The 18,103-nt window shown below is 36.2% G+C and carries 20 protein-coding genes; 8 read left to right on the top strand and 12 right to left on the bottom strand.

Annotation, left to right across the window (positions count from 1 at the left end; genetic code table 11):
• Positions 1 to 16: 16 nt before the first annotated feature.
• The gene (locus tag BLP77_RS04570) at positions 17 to 1,837 is read right to left on the bottom strand and encodes a hypothetical protein (RefSeq protein ID WP_093855924.1); all 1,821 of its coding nucleotides are present in this window, start codon (positions 1,835 to 1,837) and stop codon (positions 17 to 19) included.
• The gene (locus BLP77_RS04565; protein ID WP_093855999.1) at positions 1,837 to 3,837 is read right to left on the bottom strand and encodes an efflux RND transporter permease subunit; all 2,001 of its coding nucleotides are present in this window, start codon (positions 3,835 to 3,837) and stop codon (positions 1,837 to 1,839) included. Before BLP77_RS04565 ends, BLP77_RS04570 begins: the two co-directional genes overlap by 1 nt.
• 210 nt (positions 3,838 to 4,047) lie before the next feature.
• On the opposite strand from BLP77_RS04565, the gene BLP77_RS04560 reads away from it, so the two are divergent.
• The gene (locus BLP77_RS04560) at positions 4,048 to 4,623 is read left to right on the top strand and encodes a TetR/AcrR family transcriptional regulator (RefSeq protein ID WP_307723651.1); all 576 of its coding nucleotides are present in this window, start codon (positions 4,048 to 4,050) and stop codon (positions 4,621 to 4,623) included.
• A gap of 102 nt (positions 4,624 to 4,725) precedes the next feature.
• Here the strand turns inward: BLP77_RS04560 and BLP77_RS04555 are convergent, their stop codons facing one another.
• Both BLP77_RS04555 and BLP77_RS04550 read right to left on the bottom strand, forming a co-directional pair.
• Positions 4,726 to 5,496, bottom strand: a complete 771-nt coding sequence (locus tag BLP77_RS04555) for a cyclase family protein (RefSeq protein WP_093855922.1) — start codon at positions 5,494 to 5,496, stop codon at positions 4,726 to 4,728.
• Between the two features lie 94 nt (positions 5,497 to 5,590).
• Entirely contained in the window at positions 5,591 to 6,709 is a 1,119-nt protein-coding gene (locus BLP77_RS04550) for a glycosyl hydrolase family 18 protein (RefSeq protein ID WP_093855921.1), read from the bottom strand.
• Between the two features lie 243 nt (positions 6,710 to 6,952).
• Here BLP77_RS04550 and BLP77_RS04545 point away from each other — a divergent pair, with 243 nt between their 5' ends.
• Positions 6,953 to 7,492 (top strand): STM3941 family protein, encoded by a 540-nt coding sequence (locus BLP77_RS04545; protein WP_093855920.1) that lies wholly within the window; start codon positions 6,953 to 6,955, stop codon positions 7,490 to 7,492.
• Between the two features lie 164 nt (positions 7,493 to 7,656).
• The gene (locus BLP77_RS04540) at positions 7,657 to 8,547 is read left to right on the top strand and encodes a glycerol kinase (protein ID WP_245686803.1); all 891 of its coding nucleotides are present in this window, start codon (positions 7,657 to 7,659) and stop codon (positions 8,545 to 8,547) included.
• Positions 8,548 to 9,110: 563 nt separating this feature from the next.
• Here BLP77_RS04540 and BLP77_RS04535 read toward each other — a convergent pair.
• The 4 genes from BLP77_RS04535 to BLP77_RS04520 all read right to left on the bottom strand — a co-directional run bounded on the left by BLP77_RS04535 (position 9,111) and on the right by BLP77_RS04520 (position 12,117).
• The gene (locus tag BLP77_RS04535) at positions 9,111 to 9,851 is read right to left on the bottom strand and encodes a hypothetical protein (protein WP_093855919.1); all 741 of its coding nucleotides are present in this window, start codon (positions 9,849 to 9,851) and stop codon (positions 9,111 to 9,113) included.
• A gap of 140 nt (positions 9,852 to 9,991) precedes the next feature.
• A complete protein-coding gene (locus BLP77_RS04530; RefSeq protein ID WP_093855918.1) occupies positions 9,992 to 11,185 on the bottom strand; it encodes a site-specific integrase in 1,194 nt (397 codons plus the stop codon).
• A 46-nt stretch (positions 11,186 to 11,231) separates the two neighbouring features.
• On the bottom strand, positions 11,232 to 11,408 hold the full coding sequence (locus BLP77_RS04525) for a helix-turn-helix domain-containing protein (RefSeq protein WP_093855917.1): 177 nt from the start codon (positions 11,406 to 11,408) through the stop codon (positions 11,232 to 11,234).
• Positions 11,409 to 11,427: 19 nt separating this feature from the next.
• The gene (locus tag BLP77_RS04520) at positions 11,428 to 12,117 is read right to left on the bottom strand and encodes a helix-turn-helix domain-containing protein (protein WP_093855916.1); all 690 of its coding nucleotides are present in this window, start codon (positions 12,115 to 12,117) and stop codon (positions 11,428 to 11,430) included.
• Positions 12,118 to 12,413: 296 nt separating this feature from the next.
• On the opposite strand from BLP77_RS04520, the gene BLP77_RS04515 reads away from it, so the two are divergent.
• On the top strand, positions 12,414 to 13,067 hold the full coding sequence (locus BLP77_RS04515; protein WP_143001394.1) for a hypothetical protein: 654 nt from the start codon (positions 12,414 to 12,416) through the stop codon (positions 13,065 to 13,067).
• Complete coding sequence (locus tag BLP77_RS04510) at positions 13,064 to 13,858, top strand: hypothetical protein (RefSeq protein ID WP_093855914.1); 795 nt, start codon at positions 13,064 to 13,066, stop codon at positions 13,856 to 13,858. Before BLP77_RS04515 ends, BLP77_RS04510 begins: the two co-directional genes overlap by 4 nt.
• Before the next feature lie 366 nt (positions 13,859 to 14,224).
• Here BLP77_RS04510 and radC read toward each other — a convergent pair whose 3' ends face one another.
• The 4 genes from radC to BLP77_RS04490 form a co-directional block, all read right to left on the bottom strand.
• Positions 14,225 to 14,833, bottom strand: a complete 609-nt coding sequence (gene radC / locus BLP77_RS04505; protein ID WP_093855913.1) for a RadC family protein — start codon at positions 14,831 to 14,833, stop codon at positions 14,225 to 14,227.
• A gap of 206 nt (positions 14,834 to 15,039) precedes the next feature.
• Positions 15,040 to 15,768, bottom strand: coding sequence for a hypothetical protein (locus tag BLP77_RS04500; protein WP_093855912.1), 729 nt, complete (start codon positions 15,766 to 15,768; stop codon positions 15,040 to 15,042).
• 24 nt (positions 15,769 to 15,792) lie between these two features.
• Complete coding sequence (locus tag BLP77_RS04495) at positions 15,793 to 16,194, bottom strand: hypothetical protein (RefSeq protein ID WP_093855911.1); 402 nt, start codon at positions 16,192 to 16,194, stop codon at positions 15,793 to 15,795.
• A 2-nt stretch (positions 16,195 to 16,196) separates the two neighbouring features.
• Positions 16,197 to 16,412 carry a hypothetical protein gene (locus BLP77_RS04490; RefSeq protein ID WP_093855910.1) on the bottom strand — a complete coding sequence of 72 codons (216 nt, stop codon included), beginning with the start codon at positions 16,410 to 16,412 and terminating at the stop codon, positions 16,197 to 16,199.
• Between the two features lie 263 nt (positions 16,413 to 16,675).
• Between BLP77_RS04490 and BLP77_RS04485 the strand changes: the two genes are divergently transcribed.
• From BLP77_RS04485 to BLP77_RS04475, 3 genes are read left to right on the top strand one after another with little or no spacing between them, the layout of a single operon-like run.
• Complete coding sequence (locus tag BLP77_RS04485; protein ID WP_093855909.1) at positions 16,676 to 16,921, top strand: TIGR04540 family protein; 246 nt, start codon at positions 16,676 to 16,678, stop codon at positions 16,919 to 16,921.
• Positions 16,922 to 16,942: 21 nt separating this feature from the next.
• Positions 16,943 to 17,545, top strand: coding sequence for a DUF1819 family protein (locus BLP77_RS04480; protein WP_093855908.1), 603 nt, complete (start codon positions 16,943 to 16,945; stop codon positions 17,543 to 17,545).
• Positions 17,542 to 18,090, top strand: coding sequence for a DUF1788 domain-containing protein (locus tag BLP77_RS04475; protein ID WP_093855907.1), 549 nt, complete (start codon positions 17,542 to 17,544; stop codon positions 18,088 to 18,090). Before BLP77_RS04480 ends, BLP77_RS04475 begins: the two co-directional genes overlap by 4 nt.
• Positions 18,091 to 18,103: the final 13 nt, after the last annotated feature.

The raw sequence follows: 18,103 nt of genomic DNA, 5'->3' as shown, positions 1-18,103 counted from the left end.
GGGAGTAAAATCTATCTTATCTAAACAAGTCTAATAATTTTTCCCAGAATCCTTTTTCCTCTTCTTTCTGTTCCTCAGCTTCTTCTTCGTCTTCATCTTGTTTAATGCTTTCAGTTTTTATAACGAATTGTACGGCGTTAACCTTTTCATTCTTAGATGAAACAAATGAAACAGGTTTAAAATCGGATTTATCATATTCACTGACCATTTGATCGATTTCGCTTTGCATCTGATCAGGTAATTCATCTGTTGATTCAGCTAGCTTAGTAGTACCGTCATGAAGCTCTGACGCACCATTTTCTAATTCATCAGTACCATCCGAGAGCTCTGTAACGCCGCCATGTAACTCATCGTATGAGCTAGACAATTCAGATACGCCGTCGGTATAATCGACTAAACCAGAATGGAAGTCTTGATACTGGTTTGATAGCGTTTGTAAGCCCTCTTGTAATTGTTTCATCGATTCATCCATGTTCGTATTGTCGAGGCTTTGATCGAGTTCATCAGCCATCGTCTCTAGGTTCGTTCTCATGTCTTGAAGTGAGCTTATAACGCCTTCTAAGGTTGGCTCGACAGCTTTGAAAGCTTCTTTCACATTTGAATAGGTCTCTTTAGTTGTTTGAGCCGCTTGATAGGTTTCGACGAGTTGATCGATTACCTGAGAATTTGCATCGCTGTCATATAATGCTTGAATATCTTTTTCAGAAATTTCATGTCCAGGAATTGCACTAATCGATTGATCTAATGCCGAATAAGCCTTTCCATATTGGTCTTTAAGATCGGTTAAACCATTTTCTGTTTCTTTCAAGCCGTCCGCAATCTGTGTAAGACCTTCTTGTAATTCCGTAAGATTCCCCATATTCATATCGCTAGAATTAGGGCTGACTGACTGGCTCATGTTTTCGAGTGCGGCTTTAATAGATTCAGAGCCATCAATAAGTTCTGAGGAGCCTTGATCAAGTTCATTGATTCCCGTTTTATATTCCGAAGAGCCATCTTGTAATTGCTGGGCTCCATCGTTTAATTCTGATATGCCTTGTTTCAGTTCTCGAACACCATCGTTAATCTCTGCCGTCGCATCAGATAGGGACTTCATGTCACTCGTCATACCATCAGCATTGACCGTATCAATGGACATAGATGATGGCATCGCCGAAATTTCGATGCTTTCCATTTCGAAGTCTGATACATCGACTTTAATCACAAAATCTTCTTCCTTCTCAGGCATAACTGTAAATGTCACTTGCTTATTCTTACCAGCATTAGCGACAATACCATCCTTTGCTTCAATATTTTGATAGATATCAGCATTTAAAGGAACTGATATTTGTAATAGATAATTTTCGAAAAAGATAGAATCGGCATCTTGATTCGCTTTTGTCCCAATATGAATCTCTAGCTTTCCATCTTCACCTAGCAATTCTTCAGGAGGTAAAGTTTCACCATTTAATTGATACGACACGTTTATGTCCCAAGGTAAAGGCTGACCTTCTAAATTCCCTTGATAATAAAATTCATCCTCAGTTGCCGTAAACTCAACTTGTTGATCATTTAATGCTATATCATTTAAATCGGTTAAATTTTTGACACTATCATAAGGTCCATAGTCAACGATTTTACCAGGTTCTTTAATATTAAAATTATTGACAATGTACATGTCTTCTTGCTCGCCATTCGCATCTAGCGTGGCGTAGACGACTTCATTTTTCTCAGTATAAGACCCGTCACCTTGTGGTTGTTGATCTTCTGAAGAGCTGCCTGTCGTTGCGGATACGAGAAAGGTCGGTATCACAAGAAGGCATACCAAGAATATAGAAGTTATACGTCTCAGTCTCATCATTTTTCCTCCTTATAAAAGCCTGCTTTAAGCGTTGTTTTCTCGATAATACGGTCGAATATGACTAAAAAGGCCGGGAGTACAAATACGACCATTAAGAACGCCAGTAGCGCACCTCGACCTAACAATAATCCGATCGACGACACGATAGGGTTGGTCGATGTGAACGATAAAATAAACCCAACACTCGATAAGATTGAGGCTGAAATAAAGATCGCAAAAATCTTATCGTCAATCGTTTTCTTAATCGCCTTCATGGCAGGCATTTCTTTTCGTAAGTTCCGGTACGTTTCCGTAAATAAAATGCCGTAGTCGACGGTCGCAGCAAGTTGTACGGTACTAATTATCAAATACCCGACATAGACCAATGACGAATCCATAAAGTACGGTACCGCCAAGTTGATCCAAACCGCCGCTTGGATGGTCAGTAATAACACGACAGGTATCGAGATCGAGCGGAACGTCACTAACAGAACGACTGCAATCGCGATAATCGTCAGTAAATTAACCCGCGTGTTGTCTTTTTCAACCGTATCTTTAATGTCATAAAGTGTTACACTCTCACCAAGTAAATGGACCTCATCATAATAAGATTCCGCTTGATCCTCTACAGCTTCAATTAATGAAAAGGCCGCATCACCTTCTGTATCCGTTTCGGTGTAAAGAATCATTCGCGCATAGTTGTCGGAGTAAAACTGTTCTGTCATCGATTCCTCTAAATAATTTGGTGGAATCGCAGAGCTGACCGTATTCACATACGACATCGCACTCGATACATACGGGATTTCCTCTAAATGCTGCACGAGTTCTTCTTCCTTAGCCAGATCCCCTTTAGGGACAAGCAGAACCATCTGTGTGCTTTTGCCAAACTCATCTTCAATAGCGGCTTGATCAGCACCTGCCCTTGTTGATTCGGGCTGATCACCCACACCGTATATAAACGACGTCTCGCTTTGGGCTAAGAACGCCGGTACGATTAAGAGTAAGACTAATAGGATACTAGGAATTCTAAATTTCATCACGCGTTTACCGACATTCTTAAATCTCGGAATAATTGGTTTGTGTTGCGTCCGATCAATCCACTTGTAAAACAACAGTGTTAAAGCCGGTAAAAAGACCATGACACTTATAAAGCTTAGTAAAATCCCCTTAACGAGATTTAGGCCTAGATCAGCTCCAATTTCAAAATTCATAAACGTTAGAGCTATGAAACCGAAGAACGTCGTCGATGCACTCGCCGCAATCGCCGGGAATGACTGTTTCATCGCGAGTCGCATCGCCTCGCTAGGGTCAGATACTTGCTTGCGATAATCTGAAAAACTATGAAGTAAAAAGATCGCATAGTCCAGCGATACCGCGAGCTGTAGGATCGGTGCTACCGACTGGGTAACAAACGATATTTCCCCAATAAAGATATTCGTTCCTAAATTAATTAACACCGATATCCCGATAGCGGTTAAGAAGAAAACCGGTTCAACCCAAGAAGTCGTGGACATTATTAAAATGATGATAATAATCGGCACTAATAAGGCAGCCGCATATAGAGACTCTTTACCAGCCATCTTTTGAGAAACAGCGGTATTAACGGCTTCACCTGATATGGCGTTGTCCTCTCCGATTAACTCATAAATGTCATCGGTTGCCGCAACTTCATCGCCTTCATTTATATTAATTGAAAACAAAGCAATATTATCCTGATAATAGGATTCGACTGTATCTTGATTCGCCATTTCAATTGGCGTTTTTAAATCAACGACATCATCTAACCACGTAACCGATGTGACACCATCGATCGATTCGAGTTGATCTTTGTAGGCCATAGCCTCAGCAATTGAAACATCCCGAATCATGACACGCGCATTCGCAATCGGATCATCAAATTCCTCTTCCATTAAATCCATCGCTTGCGTTGACGGTGCATCCTCCGGTAAATAATCAGCCATATTGTAATTGACTGAGACCGTAAACTGGGCAATCGCACTTATCAGCGCTAAGACCATAAATGTTATGAAAATTGATTTTTTATGTTTTATGATTTTTCCTGCTAGATTCAATCAGGGGTCATCCTCTCTTGCATAAAACCTTTATTACACTTTATCATTGTAATAGACACCGTGTTGGATATTCAACAAACAGTTTAGTAAATAGCGTAAGTTAAACAACACTTTATTGGTTTTGTGTTGGATTGCAACAAAATTGTCACTGAAGGGATGTTGAAGGTGAGTGAGAAATTAGATCGACGAAAAAAATATACACGTAAAGTATTGAAGGAAAGTTTAATTTCAATCATGAATGAAAAACCAGTTTCGAGTATTACGGTGAAAGAAATATGCGAAATAGCTGATATTAATCGCTCTACTTTTTATACGCATTATGCCGACCAATATGACTTACTGGATAAAATCGAAGAAGAAATTGCAGAGGACATCAATCAGTACTTAAGTAGTCATAGCTTTATAATCGAAGAAGAATCGCTACAGATGTCACAAAGATTACTCGAGTATATCGCTAAAAATAAATGGATGATTCAAACCTTATTAAGTGAACATGGTGATCCCACTTTTGAAAAACGACTCATGGACATCGCTCAACGATTTATGATGAATAATTGGAGGGACGTCAACCATTTAGACGAGGACCACTCACGGTACCTCAGTACATTTACGGTGAGCGGAGCCGTCAATGTGATTAAAGATTGGATTGACAATGATATGGACCAATCACCTAAAGAAATGGCCGTCATGATTAGTTGCTTTGCGAATTATGGGCTTTATTACTTTGAATAAGGTGAAGCGGTTAACAAATAAAAGCCTAAGATCCTGGAAATAAGGAACTTAGGCTATGACAATTCTTATTTTTTATCAACGTTCGATTAAAGAAAAGGAACTCTATCTGATAATCGCAACAGGGCGTGCCCAACCCGCACTTGCTCCTTTTATCTTAATCGGGAAGACGGATACTTCAAATCCATAGTTCATTGGGAGTTGTTCCAAGTTAGCCAACTTCTCAATTTGACAATATTCCTTGTCCTTTCCAACATAATGCGCAGCCCAAAGTACGCCATCTCTAGGATTACTCTTATAATCTTGGGCTTGCAGGTTTAGTGGGATATCCCACCCCCAACCATCAGTACCCATGACCTTGATGCCTTGATCAATCAACCATCTCGTTGCTTCCTCAGAGACCCCTGCATGAATAAATGCATAGTTGTCCTCATAGATCTTTTTATCCGCATCTGTTCGGACTAACACAATGTCATATGGCTTTAGTTCATATTTCATCTCTTCTAGCTTCTGTTTAAAATCATCAGTCGTAATCTCATAACCTATTTCTTTATCACTGAAGTCAAAGAGAACCCCATGACCATAAAACCATTCTAAAGGCAATTCATCGATGGTTCTTGCTCTTTCACCCTCAGACGTCGGCCAATAGTGCCAAGGTGCATCCACATGGGTACCCGTGTGAGTCGTTAACGTCACCTCTTCAGTAGCCCAGGCTTTACTTTCTGGAAAATCATCAGGTTTTAGCCCTAACACATGGGAAGCTTGTACAGCACCTTCCTCATGCTTCATGTAATCTATCTTCGGTGGCATCGGTTCTTTAAGGTTGTTGTTTAGCGGTGTACTTAAGTCAATCACGCGAAAATTTCGATTGTTCATTCGTATTCCCCTTTCCTATATTTGTAACTTATTATAGTCTTTTTAAAATATATGTCTAATTGGGTTCATGAGAACAAAGTAGGTGCTTACTCTATTAAACTTTTCTAACAGTAAAAAACTTCGTTAACACCCATGGTCCTGCAGTAAAACCAAGCGTTAATTGCCAAGCACCGATCCCTTGTAAGCCATATTCTTGGACTAGTTGCATTTTCCTACTCATACTTCTCACATCTTCAAACCACACTTCATGTACTTGACCTTGATCATCCTGGTAACGAAAAAATGGTGTTGCAACTTCCTCTGAATATTGAATAGGTGAGAGATACAGCATAGCCGTATCTATTGCATCTTGATTCGATATCGCTGATACTTCGGACCCAGATTCATAAGGTAAGGACCAGTCATATCCATAGAGGGGGACGCCAAGTATAATTTTCTTCCGAGGTACCTTATTGATTGCAAACTCAATCGTACTTCTAACATTATTAATCGGTGCAACAGGTCCAGGTTCACTTCCAGGATAATGCCAGTCATAGGCCATAATAAACATGTAATCGACAACAGAACCGATTCCACCATAATCATAACCTGCCAACCATGATATATCCTCACCGGTTTTGGCAGGGACCGCAACAGTTAACACATGGCCCTCTGATTGTAGTCGCTCCTTGAGTAGGCGTAAGAAACCTATATAAAGGTCGCGGTCGGCACCGCGAATTTGTTCAAAGTCAATGTTAACCCCACTTTCCCAACTTACTTCAATGGCAGGGATGTCATTTAATTCGTTAATAATATCGCCATTCATACCAAAACGATATTCAAAAATAGATATATAAGTTGAATAGGGGGCAAAGTCATTAATTAAGGCTTTATCAAGTTCGGGACTACGAACAACATAAAAACTTAAAGTACTGGCCACATATTTTGATATATCGGGAATAGTGATTTGCATGCCGGGTTGTAATAAGTAAGGATTGACATTTGGGTTGGCTGCACGTAACTGATCTAAAGGGACAAATGCCTTTCTAGCAATACTGGAGAGTGTATCTCCGGGCAGTACAGTATATTGATACAGTGGAATAAGTATTGCCTGACCTGGGACAATCGTTGTTACCTCTAAACCATTTACACTTCGCAGTTGTTCTACGGGAATATTAAAACTGTTACTTATAGAATACAGAGAATCTCCGTGTTGAACCGTGTGTATAAACAATTGTTAACCTCCCATTGATGACGAAAACTTCTTTTTAACGATATTCACGTAAATAGTCAAATATGCAATTAGAAGTTTAATGAATGGGGATTTTAACAATATTATCTTAGGAATTAGTGTCAGGTTTAAAAAGGTTAGATGTCAGCGGACTTGCATTTTTTTGAATAAAGGGAAAATTATTCCCGTTAAAGTCTTGACTATTATCTTATTATAGCCTATAACGAATTTGAGGGAGGGAATAAAATGGAAAATTCACAAGAAATGCATTTTTACGAATCAAGGGTAAGAAACGTCTTACTTTTTGTTGGAAGTTTAATATTTTTATTATTAGGTGTCTTAGTTAGTGGTGTAGGTTTTAATGAAGGTGATTATGTATTTGGCGTCCTCGGCATATTTATCTCAGTGATTTTTATCTTATGTCTCTTCTTAGTTGCAAGGAAATTCGGAAACACAAACTCATACCCATACCTGACCCTTACGGAGGAATATTTAATTATTAATGTTACTGCTATGGATCAGTTCCAGATTAAGTGGGACGATATAGAAGCATTCGATGTTTATAAGATGAATAATAATAAATTCATTGGAATTATATTAAATGACGAAGATAAATATAGTAAACTCATGTCTAATAAAATGAGAAAACTCTATCAAATGAATACAAAGATGAACCTACCTCTATTTAATATTGTATGGGGACAGATTAAACGACAAGATAGAGAACAACTATTGGAAGAGTTGGATTACCGTACTTTTGGAGAACAGCAATCAGTAGAGAATTAATAATTACTGTATACAAGAATGGGGTTCAAGTACAATAAGGTGGATTACGAACTCTTTATAAAGAGTCCTAATTTTATTATCAGGGATTTTTGGAACAATTTAACAATTAATGTCGAAATATATACTTGGAGTAATCTAAATAGATTATATATGGAGGTATTCAGTTGAGAAACACAACGAAAGTTAGATATTTATCATCTACTAATCTTTCTAAAGAAATGAACATAAGTACTAAAGAAATGTTTAAACAATTACTAAGAAGTAATTGGATTGATAGAGTTGATGAACAATGGGTGCTTACTGAGAAAGGTAAAGCAAAAGGTGGTCAATTAAAATCAAGAGGAGATCGTCAATGGATTGCATGGCCATCAACGGTTATGGAGGATTCTGATCTTAAAGAGAACAATATTAAAGAAAAGTATTTATCTACAACAAAATTGGCTGAAGAATTTGATGTATCGAGATTAAGGATAAATCCTATACTTTCAGAGCTAGGATGGATTGAAAAAGACAGAAAAGGCTGGATTACAACAAAATTAGGGAAAAGCCTTGGAGGTAAGCAACTTGAGCACAATAAAACAAGAGTTCCTTATGTTAAATGGCCTGAGACTATACTAAAAAACAAACGTCTGGTCGAAACGATTGAAGAAATAAAAGAAGGAAGCTCTGAACCCAAAATTGAGTCCAATGAAGAAGGAGGTTTTAGAGAGAAATTTATCGCAAAACACAGAGCTGCTGATGGCCATTTTGTAAGGTCTAAAGCTGAAATGCTTATTGATAATTGGCTGTATATGTCTGAGATAGCTCATGCATATGAAAGAAGACTTCCTATTGAGGAAGAAGTCTACACTGATTTTTATTTACCAGTGGGCAAGGTTTATATTGAATACTGGGGATATGAAAATGATCCTAAATACATACAACGTAAAAAGACGAAGTTGGAAATATACAAAAAATACGAATTTAATTTAATAGAACTTAACGATACCGATATTCAAAATCTAGATGACATTTTGCCAAAGAAATTATTGAAGTTTGGGATACAGAGTTATTAAAGAATGATTTGTTTGTAAGGTTTTAGGGGGATATAAGTGAAATTTGATTTATTTATCTTATTGCAAAAGCGTGTGAATACAGCATGAATAATAGATAAAGATCAAAGGCAATAGGCTTTATAAATATAGGTGTCGAACAAGATTCATCTTTGTTTTTAGACCCTTATAATTTATCAATTTCTTTGAGCAATCCTTATTTGAGAGTGAAGAATTAATTGGATATCTTAAGAAAAATGCAATCGAAGTAACGATCATAAGTTAGTTTATGATCATATTGTGTATGATTCAAATATTATAAAGAGTTTAAACATGAAAAGACCTCCCGGGTCCAGTGGGCGAGGGAGGTCTAGTTAGGTTTGGCACCCTATGACTCCGAGTGGGCTCGAACCACCGACCTCCACCCTGTCAAGACGTTTAGGCGTATAACCTAGTATTACTAGAAATGTCCGTAACACTACTCATATCAAGGGTTTAAGACGTTTTATTGTTTTGATAGTTTCCTAGGGTTTTCGGTAATTATTTGATTTATGTGACCACAAATGTGACCACAAAATAGACAAATATTATGTGTGAGAATAGTCACCGATACTTAACTCTTTTCTCATTTGCTTTTTTATTTCTATAATTTTTTTCTCTAGTATTTCACTGTTTTCTTTGTGATTTTTCCACTTTTCTTTTGCTGCCTCTGAACCAGGGTATTCAATTGAACTACTCTCGTCAATGCACATATGAAATATGATTTTTAATGCTTCATCTATTAAACAGGATAATTCTTCATTTAAATATAATTCAGATTTAAGAAAATATTGATTTGCCTCAACTCTAGATTGATCTGCTTTTTTTAACCTTTTTGCGTCAAATAATCTAGTAGCTTCATTTCTACCTTCTAAAGAGCCAACTTGCCATTTGTTTATAACATTGATTATTTGTTCATCATCAAATCCTTCCTTCTCCAGTACCTTTTTTAAATCAGATTTATCAGGTTTGGGAACTTCTGGAAAAGGATAAGTCCTAAATGAAGCAGTTGCTGTTTTGATATCCATAACAGCTTGGTTAAGTTTTTGATATAACTCTGCATATATGCTGTGACGTTTTTGAGTATATAAAGAAAAATCCTCAATCTTCCTTTGATAGTCAAATTCGATTTCTTTTAATGTTTTAGTAAGTTCATGTCTATGATTTTCAATGTTTTTATCAAAGTAATTCTGTGTAACCTTTTTAATATATATTCTTAATCCATAAACTATTAGAGCAATTAGAGTTGTTCCAAAAACTGACCCTAAAAACATCTGAGTGAATGACATATATATCACCTTTATTTCAAATTCCTGTTAATAAATTATAAATTCATATTAACATAATCATTTAGGGTTCATCTAATTAAATTCGTGCAACCCTAAAATTAAATAAACATAGAGAGGAAAACCCTCTCTATGTTATGTGTCTATATGGCATTCATAAGATTTCTAATACTGTATGATAGTTTTATTTCTCTAATAGTATCCTTATTGCAAGAATCACTACCAAATAACATTGCACCAAATTGTTCGGCTGTTTCTTCTTGCATGTTAGGGAGGAGGTGACTATAGGTATCTAATGTAATTCGAGTATCTGCATGACCTAGCCTCTCTGATACGACTTTAGGATGTGCTCCTTGTTTGAGTAAGAGCGAAGCATGGGTATGTCTTAGATCATGGAAGCGGATTTTCTTTAATCCTGCTTTTTTAACTTGAGATTTAAAGTTACGCAATAGATTTCTAGGATGAAGTGGTGTACCAACTGATGTACAAACAACTAAATCATGATTCTCATATATGTTACCAGCTTTGAGTTTCTCTTCTGTTTGTACAGTTTTATGTTTATTCAATTCTTTAATTAGTTGTGGTGGTAGTGCGATTTGTCTAGCGCTTGAAGCCGTTTTAGTAGAATTGTGTAATTTGCCATAATGATCTAATGTTTGGCGTACATTCAAAATACTACGTCCAAAATCAATATCCTTCCATCGTAATCCTAATATTTCACCTTGCCTCATACCTGTATTCAAAGCAATAAGGTAGTCAATATGGTATCTGTTGTCTTTAGTGACTTCAAGAAATTGCTTAACCTCATCTAAATCCCAAACCTCAACTTCTTTTTTCTGCACTTTAGGTAGTTCTATAAACTCAGTCACGTTTTTAGGGATGTATTCAAATTTAACTGCTTGTCTCAGTGCCTGGCTTAACACTTTATGTGCTGCTCGGACATTTTCATTCGATAGCCCTTTTTCATAACTAAGTTTGTGATAAAGTTGTTGAACATGCGATGGAGTTAAGTTAGGTAATTGAATTTCACCAATATGAGGGATAATGTGTTTATTCATTAACCAACTGTATTTCTTAAATGTACTATCACGTAGCGTTAATTGTTTGTTCTTTAACCATTCATTGAGGTATTCATTTAAGGGTATGTTTTTCGGCTCAATATAAGTCCCAGTATTAAGTTGGTGTAGCATCTCTGTTAACGCTTTTTGAGCTTCTTTCTTCGTTTTATATCCTCGTTTTCTCTTTTGTTTGCGTTTACCATCAATACCTTTACCTAGTTCAATGACGAAATACCATGTAGAAGTTTTTTCATCTTTACCTATTGATCCACTGAACATCAATTTCTCCTCCAATCATAAATCATTATAAAAATGGTAGAGAAGTTTAATCTTCTCCACCATTGAGCCATTGAAAAAATACGTCTTTAGACACCTTAATTCGTCTTCCAACTCTAACGACGTGAAACTCACCAGAATTAACTAATTCATAGGCTTGTCTTCTTCCTATTCCTAAAATTTCTTGGATGTCAGTAACGTTTAACACTTCAGGATAATTACTCACTTTAAAATACTCCTTTCATTTATTGTAAGTCATTTCTTATTAGTGCAATTAATTCTTCTAATGATAAAGATTTATTGTGTTGATTTATTAATTTTTTACCTTTGTTAATTGGGTGAGTTGAGTAAACTACGTTCGGTTCATTGATCAATATATCAGTTTCAAATACTAGCCTTGAGGTCAATTGTTCTAATTGATTATTAGTGATATTCGTTTTTAAATGTTGATGAAACATCACATCAATCAAGTTTTTATCGTAGCTTCTATAGAGTAATAGACCCATTGTATCTTTTGCGCTAAAGAAGTTTTCGTTAACATTCTCAAAATTTACACCTACAAGTTGAACATCATCTGAAGTAAGTAAATCAATAAACTCTTCATCCTCTACAACAATCGTGTCTTCAGAATGACCAATTGCAAAAAGCTTTTCTTCTCCCTGATAAAATCGATCCGATACAGCAGCTAAGGGAACACCGTAATCTTCTGTTAAACGATCAACTAACTTGAATGAAGGGTTTTTGGAGCTTCCTGATTCTATTGATGAAATGGTCTGAGGTGATACTTCTAATCGTTTACCAATCGAAGCAATCTTAAATTTATTTGGTTCCCGGCTATGTTGCATAATGTGAAGTCTAAAAAATCTCAGTCGTTCACCGACAGTAGAATTTTTGAGAAACTCAAAATCATTACTGGTTATATGTATCCGAGGCATGATAACAACTCCTTAATTTTATCTTGATTTAAGTATAGCAATGTTTTAATATATAATCAACTATATAATTTAAAAATGAAAATAAATAGGTGATTTTTGTGAATTCATACTTAGTAAGTCAAACAGATAATAATCCATTCCAAATATCAAAGAATGGACAATTTATTGTTCAACGAAAGATCTTTTCAGACATTTATCCAGATTTCCCAAACACTATGATCTTTAAGTTATATTTGTATCTCTGTAAGTCATATCAATGGAAAGTTAGGCGAGTAACAAAAGCGAAGAGTGAAATGATGAAAGATTTACAACTTAGTCGCAGTCAGCTAGACCGTAGTCTGCAATGGTTAGAAAAACATCACTTTCTTAAACGAACTAATACCCACAAACAACAAATGTATCAAGCAGAGCTTTTGCCTGTACCAGATTATAATCCCTTTACAAAGGTTTACGAGCCTATAGAGGATATTAGATTTGATACAAGAGAATTAAAAGACAGAATACAAGGTTATGTGATGATACCTGCTGATGCGATAAATAATCGTATGCTGATTGACGATTATCATATTAATAAAATGTGGAATTACCAAAATCTAAAAGTTTTAATAATGCTATATGCTCATTGTTGGTTGGGATACTTCGGAGGTATAAATCCAGATACAGTGCATATTGAGGAAAACTTAAATGATTTATCGGTTCACCCTAGTTTGTGTTATAACCTTAAAAAAACAGAACATCAAGTGAAGAAAAGTATTAGAAGACTTCTAAAGATTGACTATTTTAAAATTGTGCAAGTGACATTTATAAAAGGGAAGTATGTCGGAGATACCGAGATTGTTGGACAGCCTGACCATTCAACTACTAAATATGTACTTCGACACTATTATTTAGCAGATAAGAAAGTGAACCATAAACATCTTAGGGAGAAAAAGGGGTTAATTATTATATGATGCTAAAAACAATTAATCATCAAAGTTTAAACATACAGCATAATGGTAGCAGTTTTATTAAAATCCTAGATGAACCATTAGAAATGCCACATTCAAGTACTTATAACTCGTTACGATTACAAGATATCAGTATGTTGGATTTCCAAAGTCGAATATCAATGGTATTTCGTGCTATTGCGAGAGATAAAGGCGTCCGTTTACCGTTACGTGGAGGGGAGTATGGGGTTGAAATACTATTAAAATCGAAAAGAAGTAATGATGACTTATCACTATTAGAGACTACTAAAGCTATTATTGATGGTATTAATTCTGAAGTGATAGAAAATGATGCTGCTATTTTTCATGTGAAAGTTCGCAAGGTAAATAAATCAATTAAGGTCAGAGCTAAAAATAAACCCTCTGATGAACTTGATGTCAGTATTAAAGAGCTAAATGCGAATCGATCAGCACTGGATTTTGCTGGTCTTACAACACACCTCTCTCTAAAGAAGAGCCCTTACTTAATTGATGGGGTGGATGCTGAATTGTTTTACCCACATATTGAGCTAATTCATTACGACATATCGGAGGCTTTGAGAGTAGATGGTTTTAATATAGTTACTAGTATCGGAGCATTAAAGATGTGTTTTGAAGGGTCTGTCATATCTAAAGATCTGGATAACATGGCTAAAACATATACACCGATTCTTAATGAATTACACAATGATTATACTCGAAATATTGAAGAACTCGAGTTGATTAAGATACCGCAATCTAAGGATAAGGCAAACGTAAGTATCTCATTGAAATGAGAAACATATGTAATCGCATCTCAAGACCATGATATCAAGGGTTTACGTTATATTTAATTACACATAATATGCAACATATACTAGAGGCATTTTTCCAGACTGTTTTATTATTAACCCATTGTTACAATTTTCATTTTTTCAGATATATATAAAGTAAATTTGTAATTACACCTGTCGTAGATATTTATTAATTAGGTAATAATAACGGAAATGCTGTTTTGACAAGGGTTTTTAGTAAATTAATACATGGTACTCATTGAATGACTATTGAAATAAATCATCTTTAGCCCAAGTTTACTTAAATAAGTGGGGAAGCCAGTGATGGCACTGGATCCCAGTAAATCGACTGACTTCCCTTAAAAATTTTTATAGGTATCCTTTTTCCTTTAAGCTCACATATCGTTCATGGCCCACAATGATGTGATCTAATACTTCGATACCAATGGTTTTACCGGCCTCATGTAGTCGTTTAGTGACGTGGACATCCTCTTGGCTAGGTGACACATCCCCACTTGGGTGGTTGTGTGAAACGATGGCGCTAGCGCAACTACGACGAATAAGTGATTTAAACACTTCTCGTGGATGCACGACACTACTGTTTAATGTCCCAACGAAGATAGTTTCTCGGTACAAGATCTCGTTTTTAGTATTTAATCCAAGTACGACAAAGTGTTCTTGGTTTAGATACTGCATATCTCTTAAATACTCATAAGCATCCTCAGGTGAACGGATTGTAAAACGTTCTTCCGAAGGGTTAGGATTCATACGTGCTAACTGAAGAGCTGCAATAATTTGTTGTGCCTTAACCTTACCGATACCATTCATTTGTAACAATTCTTCTTCAGTTACATCTAGTAACTCTTGAATGGAAGGGTAACGAGTGAATAACTCATTGACGACGTAACTGTCTTCCTTTTCGCGTGTAGTTGTAGCTAATAAGTGTTTAAATGTCATTTTATCCATTGATTTGTTCATTATAAATTCCTCCTAAATGTTTTGTGATAACAAAAAAGGAGAGGCGATGGTCGCCTCTCCGATTTGAGTCATCCGATTGGATGCGATATACTGTCTGTAAGTTGATTTGTGATGAGTTCAGGTATTGAGCTCATCTTTTTTTGTGCAAAAAAAAGACACATCGGCCGCGTAGCAATCCATGTGTCTTTCAGTCAGTATGAGATTGTTTACCCATTTGTCCTCACCTCCTTCAAGGTCAGCAAGTCCTGAATAAATTGTGACGCTTGTGATTTAGTCATCATCGTACTGTGTTCAATGCCGAAGGATAACTTCATCATTTCTTTAGCTACGTCAAACGGCATATTCATTTTCTCAACAGTACTGAAGATTTTCTGAAGCTGCGCTTTCGTTACTGGTTCTTCACCACGTTTCGTGTTGGATCTTGGTGGTGTAATGTCTTCGATGTCTTGTGTGAAAATACCACTTGATCGAGTGGCTGATAACACAGCATCTATTAACGCTCTTTTCTTTGCCATCTTCAAGACAGTATTGACGATGGTGTATGGATCTTGTCCTCTAAATGATGATTCCTTACTATTACAAGCTCCTAATCCTTCTGCTTCGATAACACCATTGTTTTTCCGTGTGAGCGTCATCTTCACTTCATAAGCAAAGATGCCAGCTTCCCAGTGTTCAATACGATTAACAACTTCAGCTGTCTTTGAAAAGCCAAATACATCACACAGTTTTTCAGCCCCAGGTTTGAAAAGTGTTGGTTTAGAGAATCCATCAACCAAGCCGTAATCAACACCTCGTACCATCACGTCATCGACGAATGCTTTTAATTCATCAATACGACGTTGGGATTCATCGGACGATACGATGATGTTTGGTAAGGATGCTTCATCTTCAGAATGATGAGTTCTGAAGCGGATGATATTGTCTTGTGTCGTCATCTTGATCACCTCCTTTCAATTCGTTTAAGATTTGTTATGCAGGACATCTGCGAGTTTATAAAGACCAGAAGCGGTTTTACTTAAACATGACTTAATCATTTGCTGACCTTTTTCTTGTCTCTTAATCATCCATTTGACTGATTCTCTAGCTGTCTTTTGTAATGATTGATTCATAGAATCGACCTTGACTTGCATGGGTGACACTTGAAGATCAGCACCGTAAATGTCCTCAAGTTCATGAATGGCCACTAACAGTTGTTTTCGATGGTCAATTAGTTGCTTCAACTTCACATAATCGTTTTGTTCAATCGCAGTTTTTGATTGGCTACTTACTAACTCAATCTGTTCCTGCAGATAGGCATAAACAACTTTCACCTCCTCTAACGTCAAATCCCGTTCTACATCTAAATAAGTTTGCTTTGCCATGTTTATTCCTCCTCGTCATGATTTAAATAATAGTAGCCTTTGAGTGTAAGCTTCAGTAAGTAACCAGCTTTCTCATGTTGTTTAATCCATAGCATGCCCTTATCTTCCAATCTCCAAAGGTTGACCGAATCAACCTCGTATGGTTTTAGAAGATTCATAGGCACCCACTTATCCATCTGTTTTGCTTTAAGTAGAATAAGCTTCAATTCTTCGCTCATTAGTCTCACCTCCTTTCAAATGCGTTCCTCTCACCACGCCTGTCGTCTCTGTAAACACAAAAAAGACCATCATCTATCATCAATGGATAAATGACGGTCTTATATAGAGGGGTGGGGCATGAAACGCCAGGTACCCCCTTTCATTAATAAATCGTGGAACCGACAGAAATTTTTACATATTTTTTCAAATCTATTGTGTTACTATCGGACTAGCTATAAAATAAAGATAAAGTATAAAAAAAGTAAGAGAAGGTGACTTCAACGTGGAAGTTAAACTGTTTCAAAAAACACAGCGTGATTTAGCAGTGTCTATTAATTTAGTAATTGATAAGTACTGGAATGACGAGATTGATGAAGCAAGAATGGTCGAGTTGATTCAAAAGTTGTACATAACGAATACGAACAAGCTCGTTAAAAAAGGGGATTACACAACTATTATTCGCCAACAATGTGGAAAGCGACGACTTGAAGTTGTTGATCAAGTCATTAAACAAACTAATGTCGGTTAATAAGGTCGGGTGATAGAGTTTATGCAATATTCAGCAGGATTTACCAAAGAAAAGTGGTCAGAAAATGATATTGCAATCGTTATTGAACTAATTCTTCAAGGGAAATCGAAAAAAGATATATTGGAGGAAGTTACTGAGCAGAACTCATTTCAGTTAAGAAGTCCAGTTAGCATTAAAAATAGATTTAATATGGTGTACAATCGTGCAGCTGCCCTTGACGATGAAATGAAACAACATTTCTTAGGAGCTAACGACTATGATCGAAAGGCATTAACGTTACATTCATTTCTTCAAGTTTACCGATTGCCTCTGGAGTTTTATTTAGATGTTCTTGTTTACAAGTATGAACAGCAAGAAGCGTTGTATCGTAATGACTTTCATTATTTCTTTGAAGACAAAGCAAATGTTAGTGAAAAAGTTAACGGTTGGAGACCTGAAACCATCAAACGTCTCATAAACACTTTACTGATGTTTTATTTAGAAGCAAAAATGATTGAAAAAGTTGATCAGTCCAAATACACCATAAAACCAATCCATCTAAGTCAGAATTTGAAAACATACGCTGAAAAGAACGTTCCACTGTTATATTCTTTTTCAGTTTTAGAAAAGGTGAATGAATCATGAAATCGACGTATGAACGGTTAGATCAAATGGAGAAACGGATTAACCAAGAAGGCTTCACGCAGCCTAAAGGGATTGGGAGTGACATCCCACACTTTGTGTTAGATTATCCACCAGAAGATGAGTTGCAGGTTCGTGTTTATTTAAAAAACATGCTTAAGCGCACCAAACTAAATATAAAAGAAGTGAATTTGTTTGAATTTCTGCTTTCATTCTTTGAAGAAGATGAACTAGAAGAATTATATGAATTAGAAGCAGAAGAAGGAATAAGTGGATTAAACGATGCAATAGAACCAATCTTGAATGAAAGTAACACCATAATTGATCAATTCAAGGAATTCACAGACGATGCGGATCTTATTTTTATTACTGGAGTAGGTACAGCACATCCATTCCTAAGATCAAGTCAATTATTAAAAGCAGTATCAAGTAAAGGCTATAAGAAGCCAATTGTGTTATTTTATCCAGGTGAATTTACAGGGCTAAGACTAAAATTATTTGGGATATTGGACTATGAAGATGATTATCAATTATCACGTATATCTTAAGAGGGGGTAAAAC

This window comes from Tenuibacillus multivorans (genome assembly GCF_900103915.1).
Lineage (GTDB): Bacteria > Bacillota > Bacilli > Bacillales > Alkalibacillaceae > Tenuibacillus > Tenuibacillus multivorans.
This window is presented reverse-complemented; position numbering and strand designations above follow the sequence as displayed.